A 16,183-nucleotide genomic window follows, 5' to 3' on the forward strand; every position below is an offset into this window, starting at 1 on the left:
CGCGCCCTTGTGGCCGGCACCCCTGCGGGGCCCCGGGGTGCCCGGCCGCGCCGGCGCGGGTGTGTTTGTCCCCCCCCTAAACACCCCCCAAACCCCCCCACGACCAGCTGCGGCAGCGAACTAACCCCGCGGCTCCTCACCGGACTCGGGCGACCGCCCCAGCCGGCCGCCCACGAACAACCCCAGACCCGCCGGGATCAGCACCAGCAACGCCGAGAACGCCGCTCCGCCCGTCAATGCTCCGCCCAGCTCGGACACGCCCGTCTGGTCCACGAACACCGCGCGGCCGATCACGTACAGGATCCCCGCCACCGGGCCCGCCACCAGCGCCGCGATGAACCAGACCCGGCCGCGGTCGGGGAGGCCGCGCCACGCGTCCACCGCGCTCCACAGGGCCGCCGCCCCCACCAGGACCGCCAGGGCCAGCGAGACCACCAGCGTCTGGTCCGTCGGGTGGTAGACCGCGTACTTGGCCAGCAACGTGATGGCCGCGCCGTGCAGCACCGCCATCCCCAGTCCGCGAATCACCCAGGCGCTCATCCTGCGGAGTGTAGGCGGCCTACTGGCGAGTCGCTTCCCCCGGCGAGCTCGCGCACTAGGGTGGACCGGTGCCTGAAACCCATGGACGACGTCGCGGTGCGGTGCGCGGGCTCCTGACCGGAGCCGGTGTCGAGGCGCTGCTGGTCACCGACCTGCTCAACATCCGCTACCTCACCGGCTTCACCGGCTCCAACGCCGCTCTGCTCCTGCACGCCGACGGCGACGGCAAGACGCTCTTCTGCACCGACGGCCGCTACACCACCCAGGCGGCCGCCGAGGTGCCCGACCTCGAGACCGTCGTCGACCGGGCCAGCGCCGCCGCCCTCGTGGCCAAGGCCGCCGGGGACCGCCGGACCTACGGGCGGCTCGGGTTCGAGAGCCAGCACGTCAGCGTCGAGACCTACGAAGCCCTCAGGCGGCAGGTGCCCCTCGAACGGACCCCCGGCCTGGTCGAGCAGCTGCGCCAGTTCAAGGACGAGGCCGAGATCGAGGCGCTGCGCCAGGCGTGCGCCGCCGCCGACCGGGCGCTGGACGACCTGCTCGCCGCCGGGGGTCTGCGGCCCGGGCGGACCGAGCTGGAAATCGCCCGTGACCTGGAGAACCGGATGCTGGAGCACGGCTCGTCCGCTCCCAGTTTCGCCTCCATCGTCGCCGCCGGCGCGCACTCCGCCATCCCGCACCACCAGCCGACGCACGCCGAGCTCGAACGCGGCGACTTCGTGAAGCTGGACTTCGGCGCCACCGTCGACGGCTACCACTCCGACATGACCCGCACCTTCGTCCTCGGCGAGCCGGCGGACTGGCAGCGCGCGGTGTACGACCTCGTGCACACCGCCCAGGCGGCGGGCGTCGACGCCGTCGTGCCGGGCGCCGACGTGTCCCATGTGGACGCTGCCGCGCGCGACGTGATCAAGGACGCCGGGCACGGCGAGCACTTCGCGCACGGTCTCGGGCACGGCGTCGGCCTGCAGATCCACGAGGCGCCCAGCTTCGCCGCGACGGGCGTCGGTACACTGGCCGCCGGTATGGCGGTCACCGTCGAGCCCGGCGTGTACCTCGCGGGGCGCGGTGGCGTGCGCATCGAGGACACGCTCGTCGTGCGGGCTGGGGAGCCCGAACTCCTCACCCTGAGCACCAAGAACCTCGTGGTCGTCTGACGGCGGCCCCGAACACCGGAAGATCGACACAGGAGACAGCAAGCTCGTGGCCACGACCAACGACCTGAAGAACGGGCTCGTCCTCAACCTGGACGGCCAGCTCTGGACCGTCACCGCGTTCCAGCACGTCAAGCCGGGCAAGGGCGGCGCCTTCGTGCGCACCACGCTCAAGCACGTGCTCACCGGCAAGGTGGTCGACAAGACGTTCAACGCGGGCACGAAGGTCGACACGGCCACGGTGGACCGCCGGAACATGACGTACCTGTACAAGGACGGCGCCGACTTCGTCTTCATGGACGGCGACACCTACGACCAGATCACGGTGCTCGCGGCGGTCGTCGGCGACAACGCCAACTACATGCTCGAGAACACCGAGGTCCAGGTCGCGGTGCACGAGAACGAGGCGCTCTACGTCGAGCTCCCGACCTCGGTCGAGATCATCATCCAGCACACCGACCCGGGCCTGCAGGGCGACCGCTCCACCGGCGGCACCAAGCCGGCGACGCTGGAGACCGGCGCGGAGATCCAGGTCCCGCTGTTCCTGTCCACCGGCGAGAAGATCAAGGTCGACACCCGCGACGGCCGTTACCTGGGCCGCGTCTCCAGCTGATGCCGACGTCGAAACCCCACCCGAACCGCGGCGGCGCGATCAGCCGCAGGCAGGCGCGCCGTCGCGCGGTGGAAATGCTGTACGAGGCCGCGCAGCGCGACACCGACGCGGTGACGCTGCTGGCCGACCGCGTGGGCGCGACCGAGGTCGACCCGATCGCGGACTACACGATCAGCCTGGTCGAGGGTGTCACCGGCCGGAAGGCCCGGATCGACGAGCTGCTGGCCGAGCACGCGCAGGGCTGGACGCTGGAGCGGATGCCGAAGGTCGACCTCGCGGTGCTGCGGGTCGGGGTCTACGAGCTGCTCTGGGCCGAGGACGTGCCGGACCCGGTCGCGATCGACGAGGCCGTGGGCCTGGCGAAGGAACTGTCCACGGACGACTCGCCGCGGTTCGTCAACGGCGTCCTGGGCCGGATCGGCACGATCGCCGACCGCCTGCGCGCGGTGCTCTGAACGAAGATCCACCCGGGTGCTGCGAGGCCCCCCGACGAGTCAGTGAGCGTCTCCGGTGCCCCACCGGGGAACGCTCACCTCGTCGGTGCAGCACATCGGGCGATCAGTCCTCCTTGGAAGGACGCGCCTCCGGCGGGAGCACACCCCAGTCGATGAGCTGCTCGGTCAGCTCGCCCGGGGTCATGTCGTAGATGATCGCCAGGGACCGCAGGTCCTCGGTGCGGATCGAGAGCACCTTGCCGTTGTAGTCGCCGCGCTGGCTCTGGATCGTCGCCGCGTAGCGGGCCAGCGGGCCCACCTTTTCGGCCGGCAGCTGCTGCAGGCGCTCCAGGTTGATGACGATCTTGGTGGCGGGCTCGGCACCGGAGGGGACCCGGCCCTCGGGCAGCAGCTCGACCACCGGCACACCGTAGAAGTCGGCCAGCTCGGCCAGCTTCTGCACGGTGACGGCGCGGTCGCCACGCTCGTACGAGCCGACGACGACGGCCTTCCAGCGCCCACCGGACTTCTGCTCGACCCCGTGCAGGGACAGGCCCTGCTGCTGGCGGATCCCGCGGAGCTTGGCCCCGAGCGCCTTGGCGTAATCGCCCATCTGGTCGTTCTCCGTTCTTCACCCCCTCCCGGTCGGGGTGACCGGGCCGGGGGACTCGCTGAGTCGAATACTCAGAGTAATGGTTACGCATTGTTGTCACCAGGTCAAGCGCGAGCTTGTCGCGAATCACCTCACACCACCCGGAAGACTGAGCAAAGTGCCTGCTACTGTCGGTGGGAAAGCCCCGACCAGCAGGGGAACAGACGTCCTTTAAGGACCCGTCCGGTGAGGCGGGGAAGGAGTCCGGTTTGTCGTCACGCCCGCGTGACGCGGCTGGTTCGGCCGGGGAGCGCGAGCTCCTGACGGCCGGCGATGTCGCGCGCACGATCGCCCGAATGGCCCATCAGGTCATCGAAAAGACCGCGAACGGTGCGGAGAGCACTACCCCGCCCGTGTTACTCGGCATCCCGTCCCGGGGCACGCCGCTCGCCGTCCGCCTCGCCGACAAGATCGGCGAGTTCTCCGGGGTCCGCCCGCCCACCGGCGCCCTCGACGTCACCCTCTACCGGGACGACCTCCGCCGCCGCCCGCCGCGCGCGCTCGAACAGACGCAGCTGCCGCCCGACGGCATCGACGACCGCGTCGTGATCCTGGTCGACGACGTCCTCTTCTCCGGCCGGACCATCCGGGCCGCGCTCGATGCCCTGCGTGATCACGGCCGCCCGCGCGCGGTGCAGCTGGCCGTGCTGGTCGACCGCGGTCACCGCGAGCTGCCGATCCGCGCGGACTACGTGGGCAAGAACGTGCCGACCGCCCGCACCGAGGGCGTGTCCGTCCTGCTGGCCGAAATCGACGGCCGGGACGCGGTCCTGCTGCGTCCATCGGAAGCTGCTGGAGAGGACTCGTGAAGCACCTGCTCGCCACCGACGGCCTGGACCCGGCGCTGGCCACGGCCGTGCTCGACACCGCCGACGAGCTGAAGCACACCCTGCTCGGCCGCGAGGTCAAGAAGCTGCCGACGCTGCGCGGCCGCACGGTGATCACCCTGTTCTACGAGAACTCGACGCGCACCCGGGTGTCGTTCGAGATCGCCGGCAAGTGGATGAGCGCCGACGTGATCAACGTCTCCGCCTCCAGTTCCTCGGTCAACAAGGGCGAATCCCTGCGCGACACGGCGTTGACGCTGGCCGCCGCGGGCGCCGACTGCGTGATCGTCCGGCACCCCGCCAGCGGCGCCGCCCAGCGGCTGGCCGGCTGGCTGGCCGAGCCCGGGACGTCGGTGGTCAACGCCGGCGACGGCACCCACGAGCACCCGACGCAGGCGCTGCTCGACGCGGCCACGCTGCGGGAGCGCCTCGGCTCGCTCAAGGACCGCCGGATCGCCATCGTCGGGGACGTCCTGCACAGCCGCGTCGCCCGCTCGAACATCCACCTGCTTTCCGGCCTCGGCGCGGAAGTCGTGCTCGTCGCGCCGCCGACGTTGCTGCCTTACGGCGTCGAAAGCCTTCCGGTGACTGTTTCGCACGACCTGGACGCCGAACTGCCCGCGGTCGACGCGGTGATGATGCTGCGCGTCCAGGCCGAGCGCATGCACGGCGGGTTCTTCCCCTCCGCGCGGGAGTACTCCATCGCGTACGGCCTCTCGGAAAAGCGGTTGAAGCTGCTGCCCGGCCACGCGGTCGTGCTGCACCCCGGCCCGATGCTGCGCGGGATGGAGATCGCGAGCGCGGTCGCCGACTCCCCGGCCTCGGCCATCACCGAACAGGTCCGCAACGGCGTCCACGTGCGCATGGCGGTCCTCTACCACCTCCTGGCCAGCGAAGGAGCCGCCGCGTGAGCACCCTGATCAAGGGCGCCCGCCCCTACGGCGAGGGTGACCCGGTCGACGTCCTGGTCGAGGACGGCGTGATCACCGGGATCGGCGCCGTCCAGGCACCCGAAGACGCCGAAGTCGTCGAGGCGAACGGCCAGGTGCTGCTGCCGGGCTTCGTCGACCTGCACACCCACCTGCGCGAACCCGGCCGCGAGGACACCGAGACGATCGAGACCGGTTCGGCCGCGGCGGCGCTCGGCGGGTACACCGCGGTGTTCGCCATGGCCAACACCGACCCGGTCGCCGACAACGCCGTGATCGTCGACCACGTGTGGCGGCGCGGGCAGGAGGTCGGCCTGGTCGACGTCCACCCGGTCGGCGCGGTCACCGTCGGGCTCAAGGGCGAAAAGCTCGCCGAGCTGGGCACGATGGCGAACTCCCAGGCCCGGGTGAAGGTGTTCTCCGACGACGGCCTGTGCGTCGCCGACCCGCTGCTCATGCGCCGCGCGCTGGAGTACTCGACCGCGCTCGACGTCGTCATCGCGCAGCACGCCGAAGAACCGCGGCTGACCGTCGGCGCCCAGGCCCACGAGGGCGAGCGCGCGGCCCGGCTCGGCTACACCGGCTGGCCCGCCGCCGCCGAAGAGTCCATCGTGGCCCGCGACTGCCTGCTCGCGCGGCACGCGAACGCCCGGCTGCACGTCTGCCACGTCTCGACGGCGGGCACCGCGGACGTGCTGCGCTGGGCCAAGGACCGCGGCACGAAGGTGTCGGCCGAGGTCACGCCGCACCACCTGCTGCTCACCGACGAGCGCCTGGCCACCTACGACCCGGTCAACAAGGTGAACCCGCCGCTGCGCACGTCGTCGGACGCGGAAAAGCTGCGGGCCGCGCTGGCCGACGGGACCATCGACTGCGTCGCCACCGACCACGCGCCGCACGCGGTGCAGGACAAGGACACCGAGTGGTCCGCCGCGCGGCCCGGCATGCTCGGGCTGCAGACGGCACTGTCCATCGTGGCCGAAACGATGGTCCGCACCGGCCTGCTCGACTGGCGCGGCGTCGCCCGCGTGCTGAGCGAGCGGCCCGCCGAGATCGGCAACCTGGCCGACCAGGGCCGGCCGATCGAGGTCGGCGAGCCGGCCAACCTGACCCTGGTGGACCCGGACGCCGAGTGGACGGTCCGGGGCGCGGAGCTGGCCAGCATCGCGGCCAACACCCCGTACGAGGGAATGCGGTTGCCCGGCGTGGTGACCGCGACGCTGCTGCGCGGGCGGATCACCGCGCGGGACGGGAAGATCTGCTGATGGAGCGCTTCTGGCTCGTGCTGGCGATCTTCGCCTTCTTCCTGCTCTGCGTCTGGGGCATGTACGTCGGCTGGCGGCGCAAGGCGCGCTCGCAGAGCGTGCAGGTGCCACCGTTCCCCACGGTCCCCGGGGACGCCGGCGAGGTGCTGCTGGAGTCCACCGGCGTGTACCTCGCCACGACCTTCGCGGGAGAGTGGCAGAACCGGGTCGTCACCCGCGGCGCGGGCCTGCGGACCTCCGCGGCCTGGCGCCTGCACGACGGCGGTGTCGCCGTCGAACGCGGGGGAGCGCCCGGTTTCTGGATCCCGCGCGACGCCGTCACCGGGGTCCGGCGCGACCGGAAGATCGCCGGGAAGGTGATGGGCACGGACGCGCTGCTCGTCATCACCTGGCAGCTCGGCGACACGGAGCTGGACACCGGCTTCCGCGGCGACGACCTCGACGACTATCCACAGTGGATCGAACAGCTCAAGATCAAGGGAGGTGCCCAGTGAACGCGCGCGCTCAGGCCGCACTGGTACTCGAAGACGGCCGGGTGTTCCGCGGCGCTGCCTACGGCGCGCAGGGCCGGACGCTCGGCGAGGCGGTGTTCTGCACCGGCATGACCGGGTACCAGGAGACGCTTACTGATCCGTCCTACCACGGGCAGATCGTGGTGCAGACCGCGCCGCAGATCGGCAACACCGGCTGGAACGACGAGGACGACGAGTCCTCGAAGATCTGGGTCAACGGCTACGTGGTGCGCGACCCCGCGCGCACGCCGTCCAACTGGCGCTCCCGCCGGACGCTGGACGAAGAACTGGTGCGCCAGGGGATCGTCGGCATCGCCGAGGTCGACACCCGCTCGCTGACGCGCTACCTGCGCGAGCGCGGCGCGATGCGCGCCGGGGTGTTCTCCGGCGACGCGCTGGGCACGGTCGACGAGATGGTCGCTTCGGTGCTCGACAGCCCGAAGATGGAGGGCGCCGACCTGGCCGGCCAGGTTTCGACGCCGAAGCCGTACGTGGTCTCGCCCGAGGGCGAGCCGCGCTTCCGGGTGGCGGCGCTGGACCTGGGCATCAAGTCCAACACCCCGCGCCAGATGGTCAAGCGCGGCATCGAGGTGCACGTGCTGCCCTCGACGTCCACCTTGGACGAACTGCTGGCGATCGAGCCGCACGGGGTGTTCCTGTCCAACGGCCCGGGCGACCCGGCCACGACGACGCACGCGACCGAGCTGACCAAGCAGGTGCTGGGCCGCGAGATCCCGCTGTTCGGCATCTGCTTCGGCAACCAGGTCCTCGGCCGCGCGCTCGGCCTGGGCACGTACAAGATGCGCTACGGCCACCGCGGCATCAACATCCCGGTGATCGACGTGGCGACCCGGTCGGTGGCCATCACGGCGCAGAACCACGGTTTCGCCCTCGAAGGCGAACCGGGCCAGCGCTTCGAGTCCCCGTTCGGGGCGGCGCAGATCAGCCACTACTGCCCCAACGACGACACGGTCGAGGGCGTCCGCGCACTGGACGTCCCGGCGTTTTCGGTCCAGTACCACCCCGAAGCCGCGGCCGGCCCGCACGACGCGGCCCCCCTGTTCGACGATTTCGTTTCGCTCATGGAGAAGAAGGCCTGATGCCGAAGAGGACGGACATCCAGCACGTGCTGGTGATCGGCTCCGGGCCGATCGTGATCGGGCAGGCCGCGGAGTTCGACTACTCCGGGACCCAGGCCTGCCGGGTGCTGCGCAGCGAAGGCCTGCGCGTCTCCCTGGTGAACTCGAACCCGGCCACCATCATGACCGACCCCGAGTTCGCCGACGCCACCTACATCGAGCCGGTGACCCCCGACTTCGTCGAGAAGGTCATCGCGGCGGAGCGTCCTGACGCGATCCTCGCGACCCTCGGCGGGCAGACCGCGCTCAACTGCGCCGTCGCGCTGCACGAGCGTGGCGTGCTCGACAAGTACGGTGTCGAGCTGATCGGGGCCGACATCGACGCCATCCAGCGCGGTGAGGACCGGCAGAAGTTCAAGGACATCGTGCGCTCCATCGGCGCCGAGGTGCCGCGCAGCCGCGTCTGCCACGACATGGCCGAGGTCCGCGACACCGTCAAGGAACTGGGTCTCCCGGTCGTCATCCGGCCGAGCTTCACCATGGGCGGGCTCGGGTCCGGCATGGCGCACACGCCCGAGGACCTCGAGCGGCTCGCCTCCACCGGGCTCACCGAGTCCCCCGTCACCGAGGTGCTCATCGAGGAGAGCGTGCTCGGCTGGAAGGAGTACGAGCTCGAGCTGATGCGCGACAAGCACGACAACGTCGTGGTCGTCTGCTCGATCGAGAACGTCGACGCGATGGGTGTGCACACCGGCGACTCGGTCACCGTCGCGCCCACCATGACCCTCACCGACCGCGAGTACCAGGTGATGCGGGACGTCGGCATCGCCGTGCTGCGCGAGGTCGGCGTCGACACCGGCGGCTGCAACATCCAGTTCGCGATCAACCCGCGTGACGGCCGGATGGTCGTCATCGAGATGAACCCGCGCGTTTCGCGAAGCAGCGCCCTGGCGAGCAAGGCCACCGGCTTCCCGATCGCCAAGATCGCCGCGAAGCTCGCCATCGGCTACACCCTCGACGAGATCCGGAACGACATCACCGGCGAGACGCCGGCCGCGTTCGAGCCCACTTTGGACTACGTCGTCGTGAAGATGCCGCGGTTCGCCTTCGAGAAGTTCCCCGGCGCGGACCCGGCGCTGACCACGACGATGAAGAGCGTCGGCGAGGCGATGTCGTTCGGGCGCAGCTTCCCCGAGGCGCTCGGCAAGGTCATGCGGTCGATCGAGACCAAGGCGACCGGGTTCTGGACGCTGCCCGACCCCGCAGGTGCGACGCTGGAGTCCACTTTGGACTCGCTGCGCACGCCGAAGGAAGGCCGGCTGTACGAAGTGGAGCGTGCCCTGCGGCTCGGCGCCACCGTCGAGCAGGTGCACGAAGCGAGCGGCATCGACCCGTGGTTCGTCGACCAGATCGCCCTGATCGGCGAAGTGGGCGCCGAAGTCCGCGACGCGCCCGTGCTGGACGGCGATCTGCTCCGGCGCGCCAAGCGCACCGGCCTGTCGGATCGCCAGATCGCCGCGCTGCGGCCGGAACTGGCGGGCGAGGACGGCGTCCGCGCGCTGCGCCACCGCCTCGGCGTGCGGCCGGTGTTCAAGACCGTCGACACCTGCGCGGCCGAGTTCGCAGCCAAGACCCCTTACCACTACTCGGCCTACGAGTCGGATCCCGACGCACAGTCCGAAGTGGCCGTCCAAAGTGACAAGCCGAAGGTGCTCATCCTCGGCTCCGGCCCGAACCGGATCGGCCAGGGCATCGAGTTCGACTACTCCTGCGTGCACGCGGCGATCGCGTTGCGGGAGGCCGGGTTCGAGGCCGTCATGGTCAACTGCAACCCGGAAACCGTCTCCACCGACTACGACACGTCCGACCGGCTGTACTTCGAGCCGCTGTCCTTCGAGGACGTCCTCGAGGTCGTGCACGCCGAGCAGGCGTCGGGCACGGTCGCCGGCGTCATCGTCCAGCTCGGCGGCCAGACCCCGCTCGGCCTGGCGAAGAAGCTCGCCGACGCCGGTGTCCCGGTGGTCGGGACCCCGCCGGAGGCCATCCACCTGGCCGAGGACCGCGGCGCGTTCGGCGAGGTCCTCACCGACGCCGGCCTGCCCGCCCCGCGCTACGGCACGGCGACGTCGTTCGAGGGCGCCAAGCGGATCGCCGACGAGATCGGCTACCCGGTCCTCGTCCGGCCGTCCTACGTCCTGGGCGGGCGCGGCATGGAGATCGTCTACGACGAGGAGACCCTCGCCGGGTACATCAGCCGCGCCACGGAGATCAACCCCGAGCACCCGGTGCTCGTCGACCGGTTCCTCGACGACGCCATCGAGATCGACGTCGACGCGCTGTTCGACGGCGAGGAGCTCTACCTCGGCGGCGTCATGGAGCACATCGAGGAGGCCGGCATCCACTCCGGTGACTCCTCGTGCGCGCTGCCGCCGATCACGCTCGGCCACACGGACCTGCAGGCCGTCCGCCGCTCCACCGAGGCGATCGCCCGCGGCGTGGGCGTCCGGGGCCTCCTGAACGTCCAGTACGCGCTCAAGGACGACGTCCTGTACGTCCTGGAGGCCAACCCGCGCGCGTCGCGGACGGTGCCGTTCGTGTCCAAGGCGACGGCGGTGCCGCTGGCCAAGGCCGCCGCACTGATCATGACCGGCTCGACGGTCAAGGACCTGCGCGAAAGCGGCGTCCTGCCGGCCGAGGGCGACGGCGGGCGGATGCCGGCCGACTCGCCGGTCGCGGTCAAGGAAGCCGTGCTGCCCTTCCACCGCTTCCGCACCCCCGAGGGCCACGGCGTCGACTCGCTGCTGGGCCCGGAGATGAAGTCCACCGGCGAGGTGATGGGCGTCGACGTCTCCTTCGGCAAGGCGTTCGCCAAGTCGCAGAGCGGCGCGTACGGCTCGCTGCCGACGTCCGGGCGCGTGTTCGTCTCGGTCGCCAACCGCGACAAGCGCTCGCTGGTGTTCCCGGTGAAGCGGCTGGCGGACCTCGGCTTCGAGATCCTCGCCACCTCCGGCACCGCGGAAGTGCTGCGGCGCAACGGGATCCCGTGCACGGTGGTGCGCAAGCACTACGAAGGCTCGACCGAAGCCGAGCCGAACATCGTGGACGTCATCCTCAACGGGGATGTCGACATGGTGATCAACACCCCCTACGGGAACAGCGGTCCGCGCGTCGACGGCTACGAAATCCGCACCGCGGCGGTGTCCCGCGACATCCCGTGCGTGACGACCGTCCAGGGCGCCGCGGCGGCCGTGCACGGCATCGAGGCGCTGATCCGCGGGGACATCGGCGTCCGGTCGCTGCAGGAGCTCCAGGCGGCGCTGAAGGCGAAGTCGTGAGCGGCGGAGAGCGGTTCGGGGCGCGGCTGGCCAAGGCCGTCGCGGCCCGCGGCCCGCTGTGCGCCGGGATCGACCCCCACCCGGGCCTGATCGAGGCGTGGGGGCTCCCGGTGGACGTCTCGGGCCTGGAACGGTTCGCGCTGTCCGCCACGGAGGTCCTGGCGGCGCACACGGCGATCGTGAAGCCGCAGTCGGCGTTCTTCGAAAGTTTCGGCGCCGCCGGTGTCCGGGTGCTCGAACGGGTCGTGGAAACCGCCCGTGACGCGGGTGCGCTGGTGCTGCTGGACGTCAAGCGCGGCGACATCGGCTCCACGATGGCGGCCTACACCGCCGCCTACGTCGCCGACGGCGCGGCGATCGCGGCCGACGCCGTCACCGTCTCGCCGTACCTCGGCTTCGGCTCGCTGGACGCCTGCGCCGCCACGGCCGCCTCGGCGGGCCGCGGCATCTTCGTGCTTGCCCGGACTTCGAACCCGGAAGCGGGCGAGGTGCAGAACGCGAAGCTGCCCGACGGGCGCACGGTCGCGCAGGCGATCGTCGATTCGGCGGCGGCACTCAACGCAGGCGCGGAACCGTTCGGCGATGTGGGTGTCGTCGTCGGGGCCACCGTTCCGCCGGGGGAGCTCGACCTCTCGCGGCTGAACGGTCCGGTGCTGGCCCCCGGTTTCGGCGCCCAGGGAGCCACTGTGGCCGATTTGCGGGCGGTTTTCGGCCGGTCGCTGCCGGGTGTCCTGCCCGCGTCGTCCCGGGACATCCTGAAGCACGGTCCGGAGCAACGGGCTTTGCGCCAAGCGGTCGAACGGGTCGCCGAACTGCTGGCCGACCCGCAGGAAAACGGCCAATAGCAGGGCCCGGAACGGGGTCCCACCAGGCACCCCCGCATTGTGGCCGGTGCTCACGGGTGGGTACCGTCGCGTCACCCACCCAGTTTTGAGAACTACCGGAGGAAAACGTGGCACTTCCCCAGCTGACAGAGGAACAGCGCGCTGCGGCGCTGGAGAAGGCCGCCGCCGCTCGCAAGATCCGTGCTGAGCTGAAGGAGCGGCTGAAGCGGGGCGGTACCACTCTGGTCGACGTGCTGAAGCAGGCCGAGGAGAACGAAGTCCTCGGCAAGATGAAGGTTTCGGCTCTGCTCGAGGCCCTCCCGGGCGTCGGCAAGGTCCGCGCGCAGCAGACCATGGAACGACTGGAGATCGCCCCCAGCCGTCGCCTTCGCGGCCTCGGCGACCGGCAGCGCAAGGCGCTGCTGGCGGAGTTCAGCGGCGAGTGAACGGCGCCGGTCGTGACTACCCGGTGAACCCGGGTTCCGACCGCGGTGGTGAGCCGGTGGCGGGGGACTTCCCCCGGCACCGGCTCACCGTCGTATCGGGGCCTTCGGGGGTCGGGAAGTCGAGCGTGGTGGGTGAGCTGCGGAAGCTGGAGCCCGACGTCTGGTTCAGCGTCTCGGTCACCACGCGCAAGGCGCGCCCCGGTGAGGTCGACGGGGCGCACTACCACTTCGTGGACCGCGCGGAGTTCGACGCGATGGTCGCCGACGGCAGGCTGCTGGAGTGGGCCGAGTTCGCCGGCAACTGCTACGGCACGCCCCGCGAGCCGGTCGAGAAGGCCCTCGCCGAGGGCCGCCCGGCCGTCCTGGAGATCGAGCTGCAGGGCGCCCGCCAGGTCCGCGCGGCCATGCCGGAGGCCCGGCTGGTGATGCTGATGCCGCCGTCGTGGGAGGAACTGGTCGGCCGGCTGACCGGGCGCGGCACCGAGAACGAGGCCGCCGTGCAGGCCCGGCTGGCCGAGGCGGAGCGCGAGCTGGCGGCGGCGGGGGAGTTCGACCACCGCCTCGTCAACGCCGACGTGCGGGAGGCCGCCGAGCACTTGCTAAACTTGATTACTGATCAGTCTTCCGAAGATGCGGAGCACCACGAGTGACCACCCAGGCCATCCTGACCGAAGAGCTCGAGGGCATCACCAACCCGCCGATCGACGACCTGCTCGAAAAGGTCAGCTCGAAGTACGCGCTGGTGATCTACTCGGCCAAGCGCGCCCGCCAGATCAACGACTACTACGCCCAGCTGGGCGAGGGGCTGCTCGAGTACGTCGGCCCGCTCGTCGAGCCGGGCCCGCGCGAGAAGCCGCTCTCGATCGCGCTGCGCGAGATCCACGGCGGCCTGCTCGAGCACACCGAGGGTGAGTAAACCCCGCGTCGTCCTGGGCGTGGGCGGCGGCATCGCCGCCTACAAGGCCTGTGAGGTGCTGCGCGGGCTGACCGAGTCCGGTCACGACGTCCGCGTGGTCCCCACGGAAGCCGCGCTGAACTTCGTCGGCGCGGCCACCTTCGAAGCCCTCTCCGGCCACCCGGTGCACACGGGTGTGTTCACCGAGGTGCCCGAGGTCCAGCACGTCCGCGTCGGCAAGGAGGCCGATCTCGTCCTGGTCGTCCCGGCCACGGCGAACCTGCTCGCCAAGGCCGCCCACGGCCTCGCGGACGACCTGCTGACGAACACCCTGCTCACCGCCCGGTGCCCGGTCGCCTTCTTCCCGGCGATGCACACGGAGATGTGGGAGCACCCGGCGACCCGCGACAACGTGGCCCTGCTGCGCTCGCGCGGCATGGTCGTCACCGAGCCCGACTCGGGTCGCCTCACCGGCGTCGACACCGGCAAGGGCCGGCTGGCGAACCCGGCCGAGATCGTCGACCTCGCGAAGCTGCTGCTGGCCCGGCCCGACGCCCTCCCGCGCGACCTCGAAGGCGTCCGGGTGGTCGTCTCCGCGGGCGGCACCCGTGAGCCCCTGGACCCCGTCCGCTACCTGGGCAACCGCTCGTCCGGCAAGCAGGGCTACGCGCTCGCCCGCGTGGCCGCCCAGCGCGGTGCCGACGTCACCCTGGTCACCGCGCACACGGTCGCGCTGCCGGACCCGGCGGGTGCGACGGTCGAGCACGTCTCGACGGCCGAGGAGCTGCGGCAGGCCGTGCACGCGGCGTCCCGGTCCGCGGACGTCGTCGTGATGGCCGCCGCCGTCGCCGACTTCCGGCCGGCCGACCGGGCCGAGCACAAGATCAAGAAGTCGGACGACCGGCCGGACCCGGTCATCACCCTCGCCCGCAACGCCGACATTCTCGCGGAACTCGTGCAAAACCGGCGTCCCGGGCAGGTCGTCGTGGGATTCGCCGCGGAAACCGGCGACGACCACGGCAGCGTCCTCGACCACGCCCGCGCGAAACTGAAGCGGAAGGGCGCGGATCTGCTGGTCGTCAACGCCGTCGGGGACGGCAAGGCGTTCGGCACCGAGGACAATTCGGGCTGGCTCCTGGGAGCCGATGCCACGGAAAAACCCCTACCTCTCGCGCAGAAAGCCGAACTTGCGTCCACGGTGTGGGACGCTGTTGTGAGCTTCATGAAGCGTTGACCGTCCCTAGAGCGATAGTCAGTACGCTTGCACTGGTAAGGGGTGCCTAAGTTTCCGGGCATCCGACGTCTAGGTGAGGAAGTGACGGCCACCGTGACCGCGTCTAGCAGCAGATTGTTCACCTCGGAGTCGGTGACCGAAGGGCACCCCGACAAGATTTGTGACGCCATCAGCGATTCGATCCTCGACGGCCTGCTGTCGAAGGACCCGCGCAGCCGCGTCGCGGTCGAGACCCTGATCACCACCGGCCAGGTGCACGTGGCCGGCGAGGTGACCACCGAGGCCTACGCCGACATCCCGACGATCGTCCGCGACGTCATCCTCAAGATCGGCTACGACTCCTCCGCCAAGGGCTTCGACGGCAACTCCTGCGGCGTCAACGTCGCCATCGGCTCGCAGTCGCCCGACATCGCCCAGGGCGTCGACACCGCGTACGAGTCGCGGGTCGAGTCGGACGAGGACGAGATCAACCGCCAGGGCGCCGGCGACCAGGGCCTGATGTTCGGCTACGCCTGCTCGGACACCCCCGAGCTGATGCCGCTGCCGATCGCGCTGGCCCACCGCCTGTCGAAGCGGCTGACCGCGGTCCGCAAGGACGGCGTGCTGCCGTACCTGCGCCCGGACGGCAAGACCCAGGTCACCATCGAGTACGCCGGTGACCAGCCGGTCCGCCTCGACACGGTCGTCGTTTCCTCGCAGCACGCCGACGGCATCGACCTCGAGCGGATGCTCAGCGTCGACGTCAAGGAGCACGTCGTCGGCCCGGAGATCGAGAGCCTGGGCATCGACACGTCGAACGCGCGCCTGCTGGTCAACCCGACCGGCCGGTTCGTCATCGGCGGCCCGATGGGCGACGCCGGCCTGACCGGCCGCAAGATCATCGTCGACACCTACGGCGGCATGGCCCGCCACGGTGGTGGCGCGTTCTCCGGCAAGGACCCGTCCAAGGTCGACCGGTCCGCGGCGTACGCGATGCGCTGGGTGGCCAAGAACGTCGTCGCCGCGGGCCTGGCCCAGCGGACCGAGGTCCAGGTCGCGTACGCGATCGGCAAGGCGGCCCCGGTCGGCCTGTTCGTCGAGACGTTCGGCACCGAGACGGTCGACCCGTCGAAGATCCAGCAGGCCATCACCGAGGTCTTCGACCTCCGGCCGGCGGCGATCATCCGCGACCTCGACCTGCTCCGCCCGATCTACGCCCCGACGGCGGCGTACGGCCACTTCGGCCGCCCCGAGCTGGGGCTGCCGTGGGAGAGCACGGCCCGCGCCGAGGCCCTCAAGGCCGCGGCGGGCGCCTGACGCACGCACGAAGAAAGGCCGTTCCCCACCGGGGGACGGCCTTTCCTCGTCCCCGGCTGGTCGTGAGTGGTAAGGCGGGGTTGGGGTGTTTGGGAATACCAGGAAAAACAAGAACGGCACGGGTGGGTGGTGGGGGGGGTGGGGGTGT

17 protein-coding genes are annotated in these 16,183 nt (G+C 70.9%); 15 read left to right on the forward strand and 2 right to left on the reverse strand.

What is annotated here, in order from left to right; all coding sequences use genetic code 11:
• Nucleotides 1-120 precede the first annotated feature (120 nt).
• On the reverse strand, nucleotides 121-540 hold the full coding sequence (locus ABZW17_RS31310) for a B-4DMT family transporter (protein WP_354822306.1): 420 nt from the start codon (nucleotides 538-540) through the stop codon (nucleotides 121-123).
• Between the two features lie 68 nt (nucleotides 541-608).
• Here ABZW17_RS31310 and ABZW17_RS31315 point away from each other — a divergent pair, with 68 nt between their 5' ends.
• Genes ABZW17_RS31315 through nusB form a run of 3 tightly spaced genes read left to right on the forward strand, consistent with a single transcriptional unit; the run spans nucleotide 609 to nucleotide 2,762 of the window.
• Nucleotides 609-1,697 carry an aminopeptidase P family protein gene (locus tag ABZW17_RS31315; protein WP_354822308.1) on the forward strand — a complete coding sequence of 363 codons (1,089 nt, stop codon included), beginning with the start codon at nucleotides 609-611 and terminating at the stop codon, nucleotides 1,695-1,697.
• 46 nt (nucleotides 1,698-1,743) lie between these two features.
• Nucleotides 1,744-2,307 carry an elongation factor P gene (gene efp, locus ABZW17_RS31320; RefSeq protein WP_354822310.1) on the forward strand — a complete coding sequence of 188 codons (564 nt, stop codon included), beginning with the start codon at nucleotides 1,744-1,746 and terminating at the stop codon, nucleotides 2,305-2,307.
• Nucleotides 2,307-2,762 carry a transcription antitermination factor NusB gene (nusB, locus tag ABZW17_RS31325; RefSeq protein WP_103354797.1) on the forward strand — a complete coding sequence of 152 codons (456 nt, stop codon included), beginning with the start codon at nucleotides 2,307-2,309 and terminating at the stop codon, nucleotides 2,760-2,762. Before efp ends, nusB begins: the two co-directional genes overlap by 1 nt.
• A gap of 103 nt (nucleotides 2,763-2,865) precedes the next feature.
• Here nusB and ABZW17_RS31330 read toward each other — a convergent pair whose 3' ends face one another.
• Complete coding sequence (locus ABZW17_RS31330) at nucleotides 2,866-3,354, reverse strand: helix-turn-helix domain-containing protein (RefSeq protein WP_003096372.1); 489 nt, start codon at nucleotides 3,352-3,354, stop codon at nucleotides 2,866-2,868.
• Nucleotides 3,355-3,602: 248 nt separating this feature from the next.
• Here ABZW17_RS31330 and pyrR point away from each other — a divergent pair, with 248 nt between their 5' ends.
• The 12 genes from pyrR (at nucleotide 3,603) to metK (ending at nucleotide 16,035) form a co-directional block, all read left to right on the forward strand.
• A complete protein-coding gene (gene pyrR, locus ABZW17_RS31335; RefSeq protein WP_354822312.1) occupies nucleotides 3,603-4,202 on the forward strand; it encodes a bifunctional pyr operon transcriptional regulator/uracil phosphoribosyltransferase PyrR in 600 nt (199 codons plus the stop codon).
• Nucleotides 4,199-5,131: an aspartate carbamoyltransferase catalytic subunit gene (locus ABZW17_RS31340; protein ID WP_354822314.1), complete on the forward strand. Its 933-nt coding sequence runs from the start codon at nucleotides 4,199-4,201 to the stop codon at nucleotides 5,129-5,131. Before pyrR ends, ABZW17_RS31340 begins: the two co-directional genes overlap by 4 nt.
• The gene (locus tag ABZW17_RS31345) at nucleotides 5,128-6,414 is read left to right on the forward strand and encodes a dihydroorotase (RefSeq protein ID WP_354822316.1); all 1,287 of its coding nucleotides are present in this window, start codon (nucleotides 5,128-5,130) and stop codon (nucleotides 6,412-6,414) included. Before ABZW17_RS31340 ends, ABZW17_RS31345 begins: the two co-directional genes overlap by 4 nt.
• A complete protein-coding gene (locus ABZW17_RS31350) occupies nucleotides 6,414-6,908 on the forward strand; it encodes a transporter (RefSeq protein ID WP_354822318.1) in 495 nt (164 codons plus the stop codon). The genes ABZW17_RS31345 and ABZW17_RS31350 overlap by 1 nt, the downstream gene beginning before the upstream one ends.
• Nucleotides 6,905-8,026, forward strand: a complete 1,122-nt coding sequence (gene carA / locus ABZW17_RS31355) for a glutamine-hydrolyzing carbamoyl-phosphate synthase small subunit (protein ID WP_354822320.1) — start codon at nucleotides 6,905-6,907, stop codon at nucleotides 8,024-8,026. Before ABZW17_RS31350 ends, carA begins: the two co-directional genes overlap by 4 nt.
• Nucleotides 8,026-11,340, forward strand: coding sequence for a carbamoyl-phosphate synthase large subunit (carB, locus tag ABZW17_RS31360; RefSeq protein WP_354822322.1), 3,315 nt, complete (start codon nucleotides 8,026-8,028; stop codon nucleotides 11,338-11,340). The genes carA and carB overlap by 1 nt, the downstream gene beginning before the upstream one ends.
• Nucleotides 11,337-12,185, forward strand: a complete 849-nt coding sequence (gene pyrF, locus ABZW17_RS31365; RefSeq protein ID WP_354822324.1) for an orotidine-5'-phosphate decarboxylase — start codon at nucleotides 11,337-11,339, stop codon at nucleotides 12,183-12,185. The genes carB and pyrF overlap by 4 nt, the downstream gene beginning before the upstream one ends.
• A 107-nt stretch (nucleotides 12,186-12,292) precedes the next feature.
• Complete coding sequence (mihF, locus tag ABZW17_RS31370) at nucleotides 12,293-12,610, forward strand: integration host factor, actinobacterial type (protein WP_013224622.1); 318 nt, start codon at nucleotides 12,293-12,295, stop codon at nucleotides 12,608-12,610.
• Nucleotides 12,607-13,260: a guanylate kinase gene (gene gmk / locus ABZW17_RS31375; protein WP_354822326.1), complete on the forward strand. Its 654-nt coding sequence runs from the start codon at nucleotides 12,607-12,609 to the stop codon at nucleotides 13,258-13,260. Before mihF ends, gmk begins: the two co-directional genes overlap by 4 nt.
• Nucleotides 13,257-13,526, forward strand: coding sequence for a DNA-directed RNA polymerase subunit omega (gene rpoZ, locus ABZW17_RS31380; RefSeq protein WP_003096400.1), 270 nt, complete (start codon nucleotides 13,257-13,259; stop codon nucleotides 13,524-13,526). Before gmk ends, rpoZ begins: the two co-directional genes overlap by 4 nt.
• A complete protein-coding gene (coaBC, locus tag ABZW17_RS31385) occupies nucleotides 13,519-14,739 on the forward strand; it encodes a bifunctional phosphopantothenoylcysteine decarboxylase/phosphopantothenate--cysteine ligase CoaBC (RefSeq protein WP_354822328.1) in 1,221 nt (406 codons plus the stop codon). The genes rpoZ and coaBC overlap by 8 nt, the downstream gene beginning before the upstream one ends.
• Nucleotides 14,740-14,832: 93 nt before the next feature.
• Nucleotides 14,833-16,035 carry a methionine adenosyltransferase gene (gene metK, locus ABZW17_RS31390; RefSeq protein ID WP_354822500.1) on the forward strand — a complete coding sequence of 401 codons (1,203 nt, stop codon included), beginning with the start codon at nucleotides 14,833-14,835 and terminating at the stop codon, nucleotides 16,033-16,035.
• Nucleotides 16,036-16,183: the final 148 nt, after the last annotated feature.

The organism is Amycolatopsis sp. NPDC004625 (assembly GCF_040609695.1).
Classification (GTDB): Bacteria; Actinomycetota; Actinomycetes; order Mycobacteriales; family Pseudonocardiaceae; genus Amycolatopsis.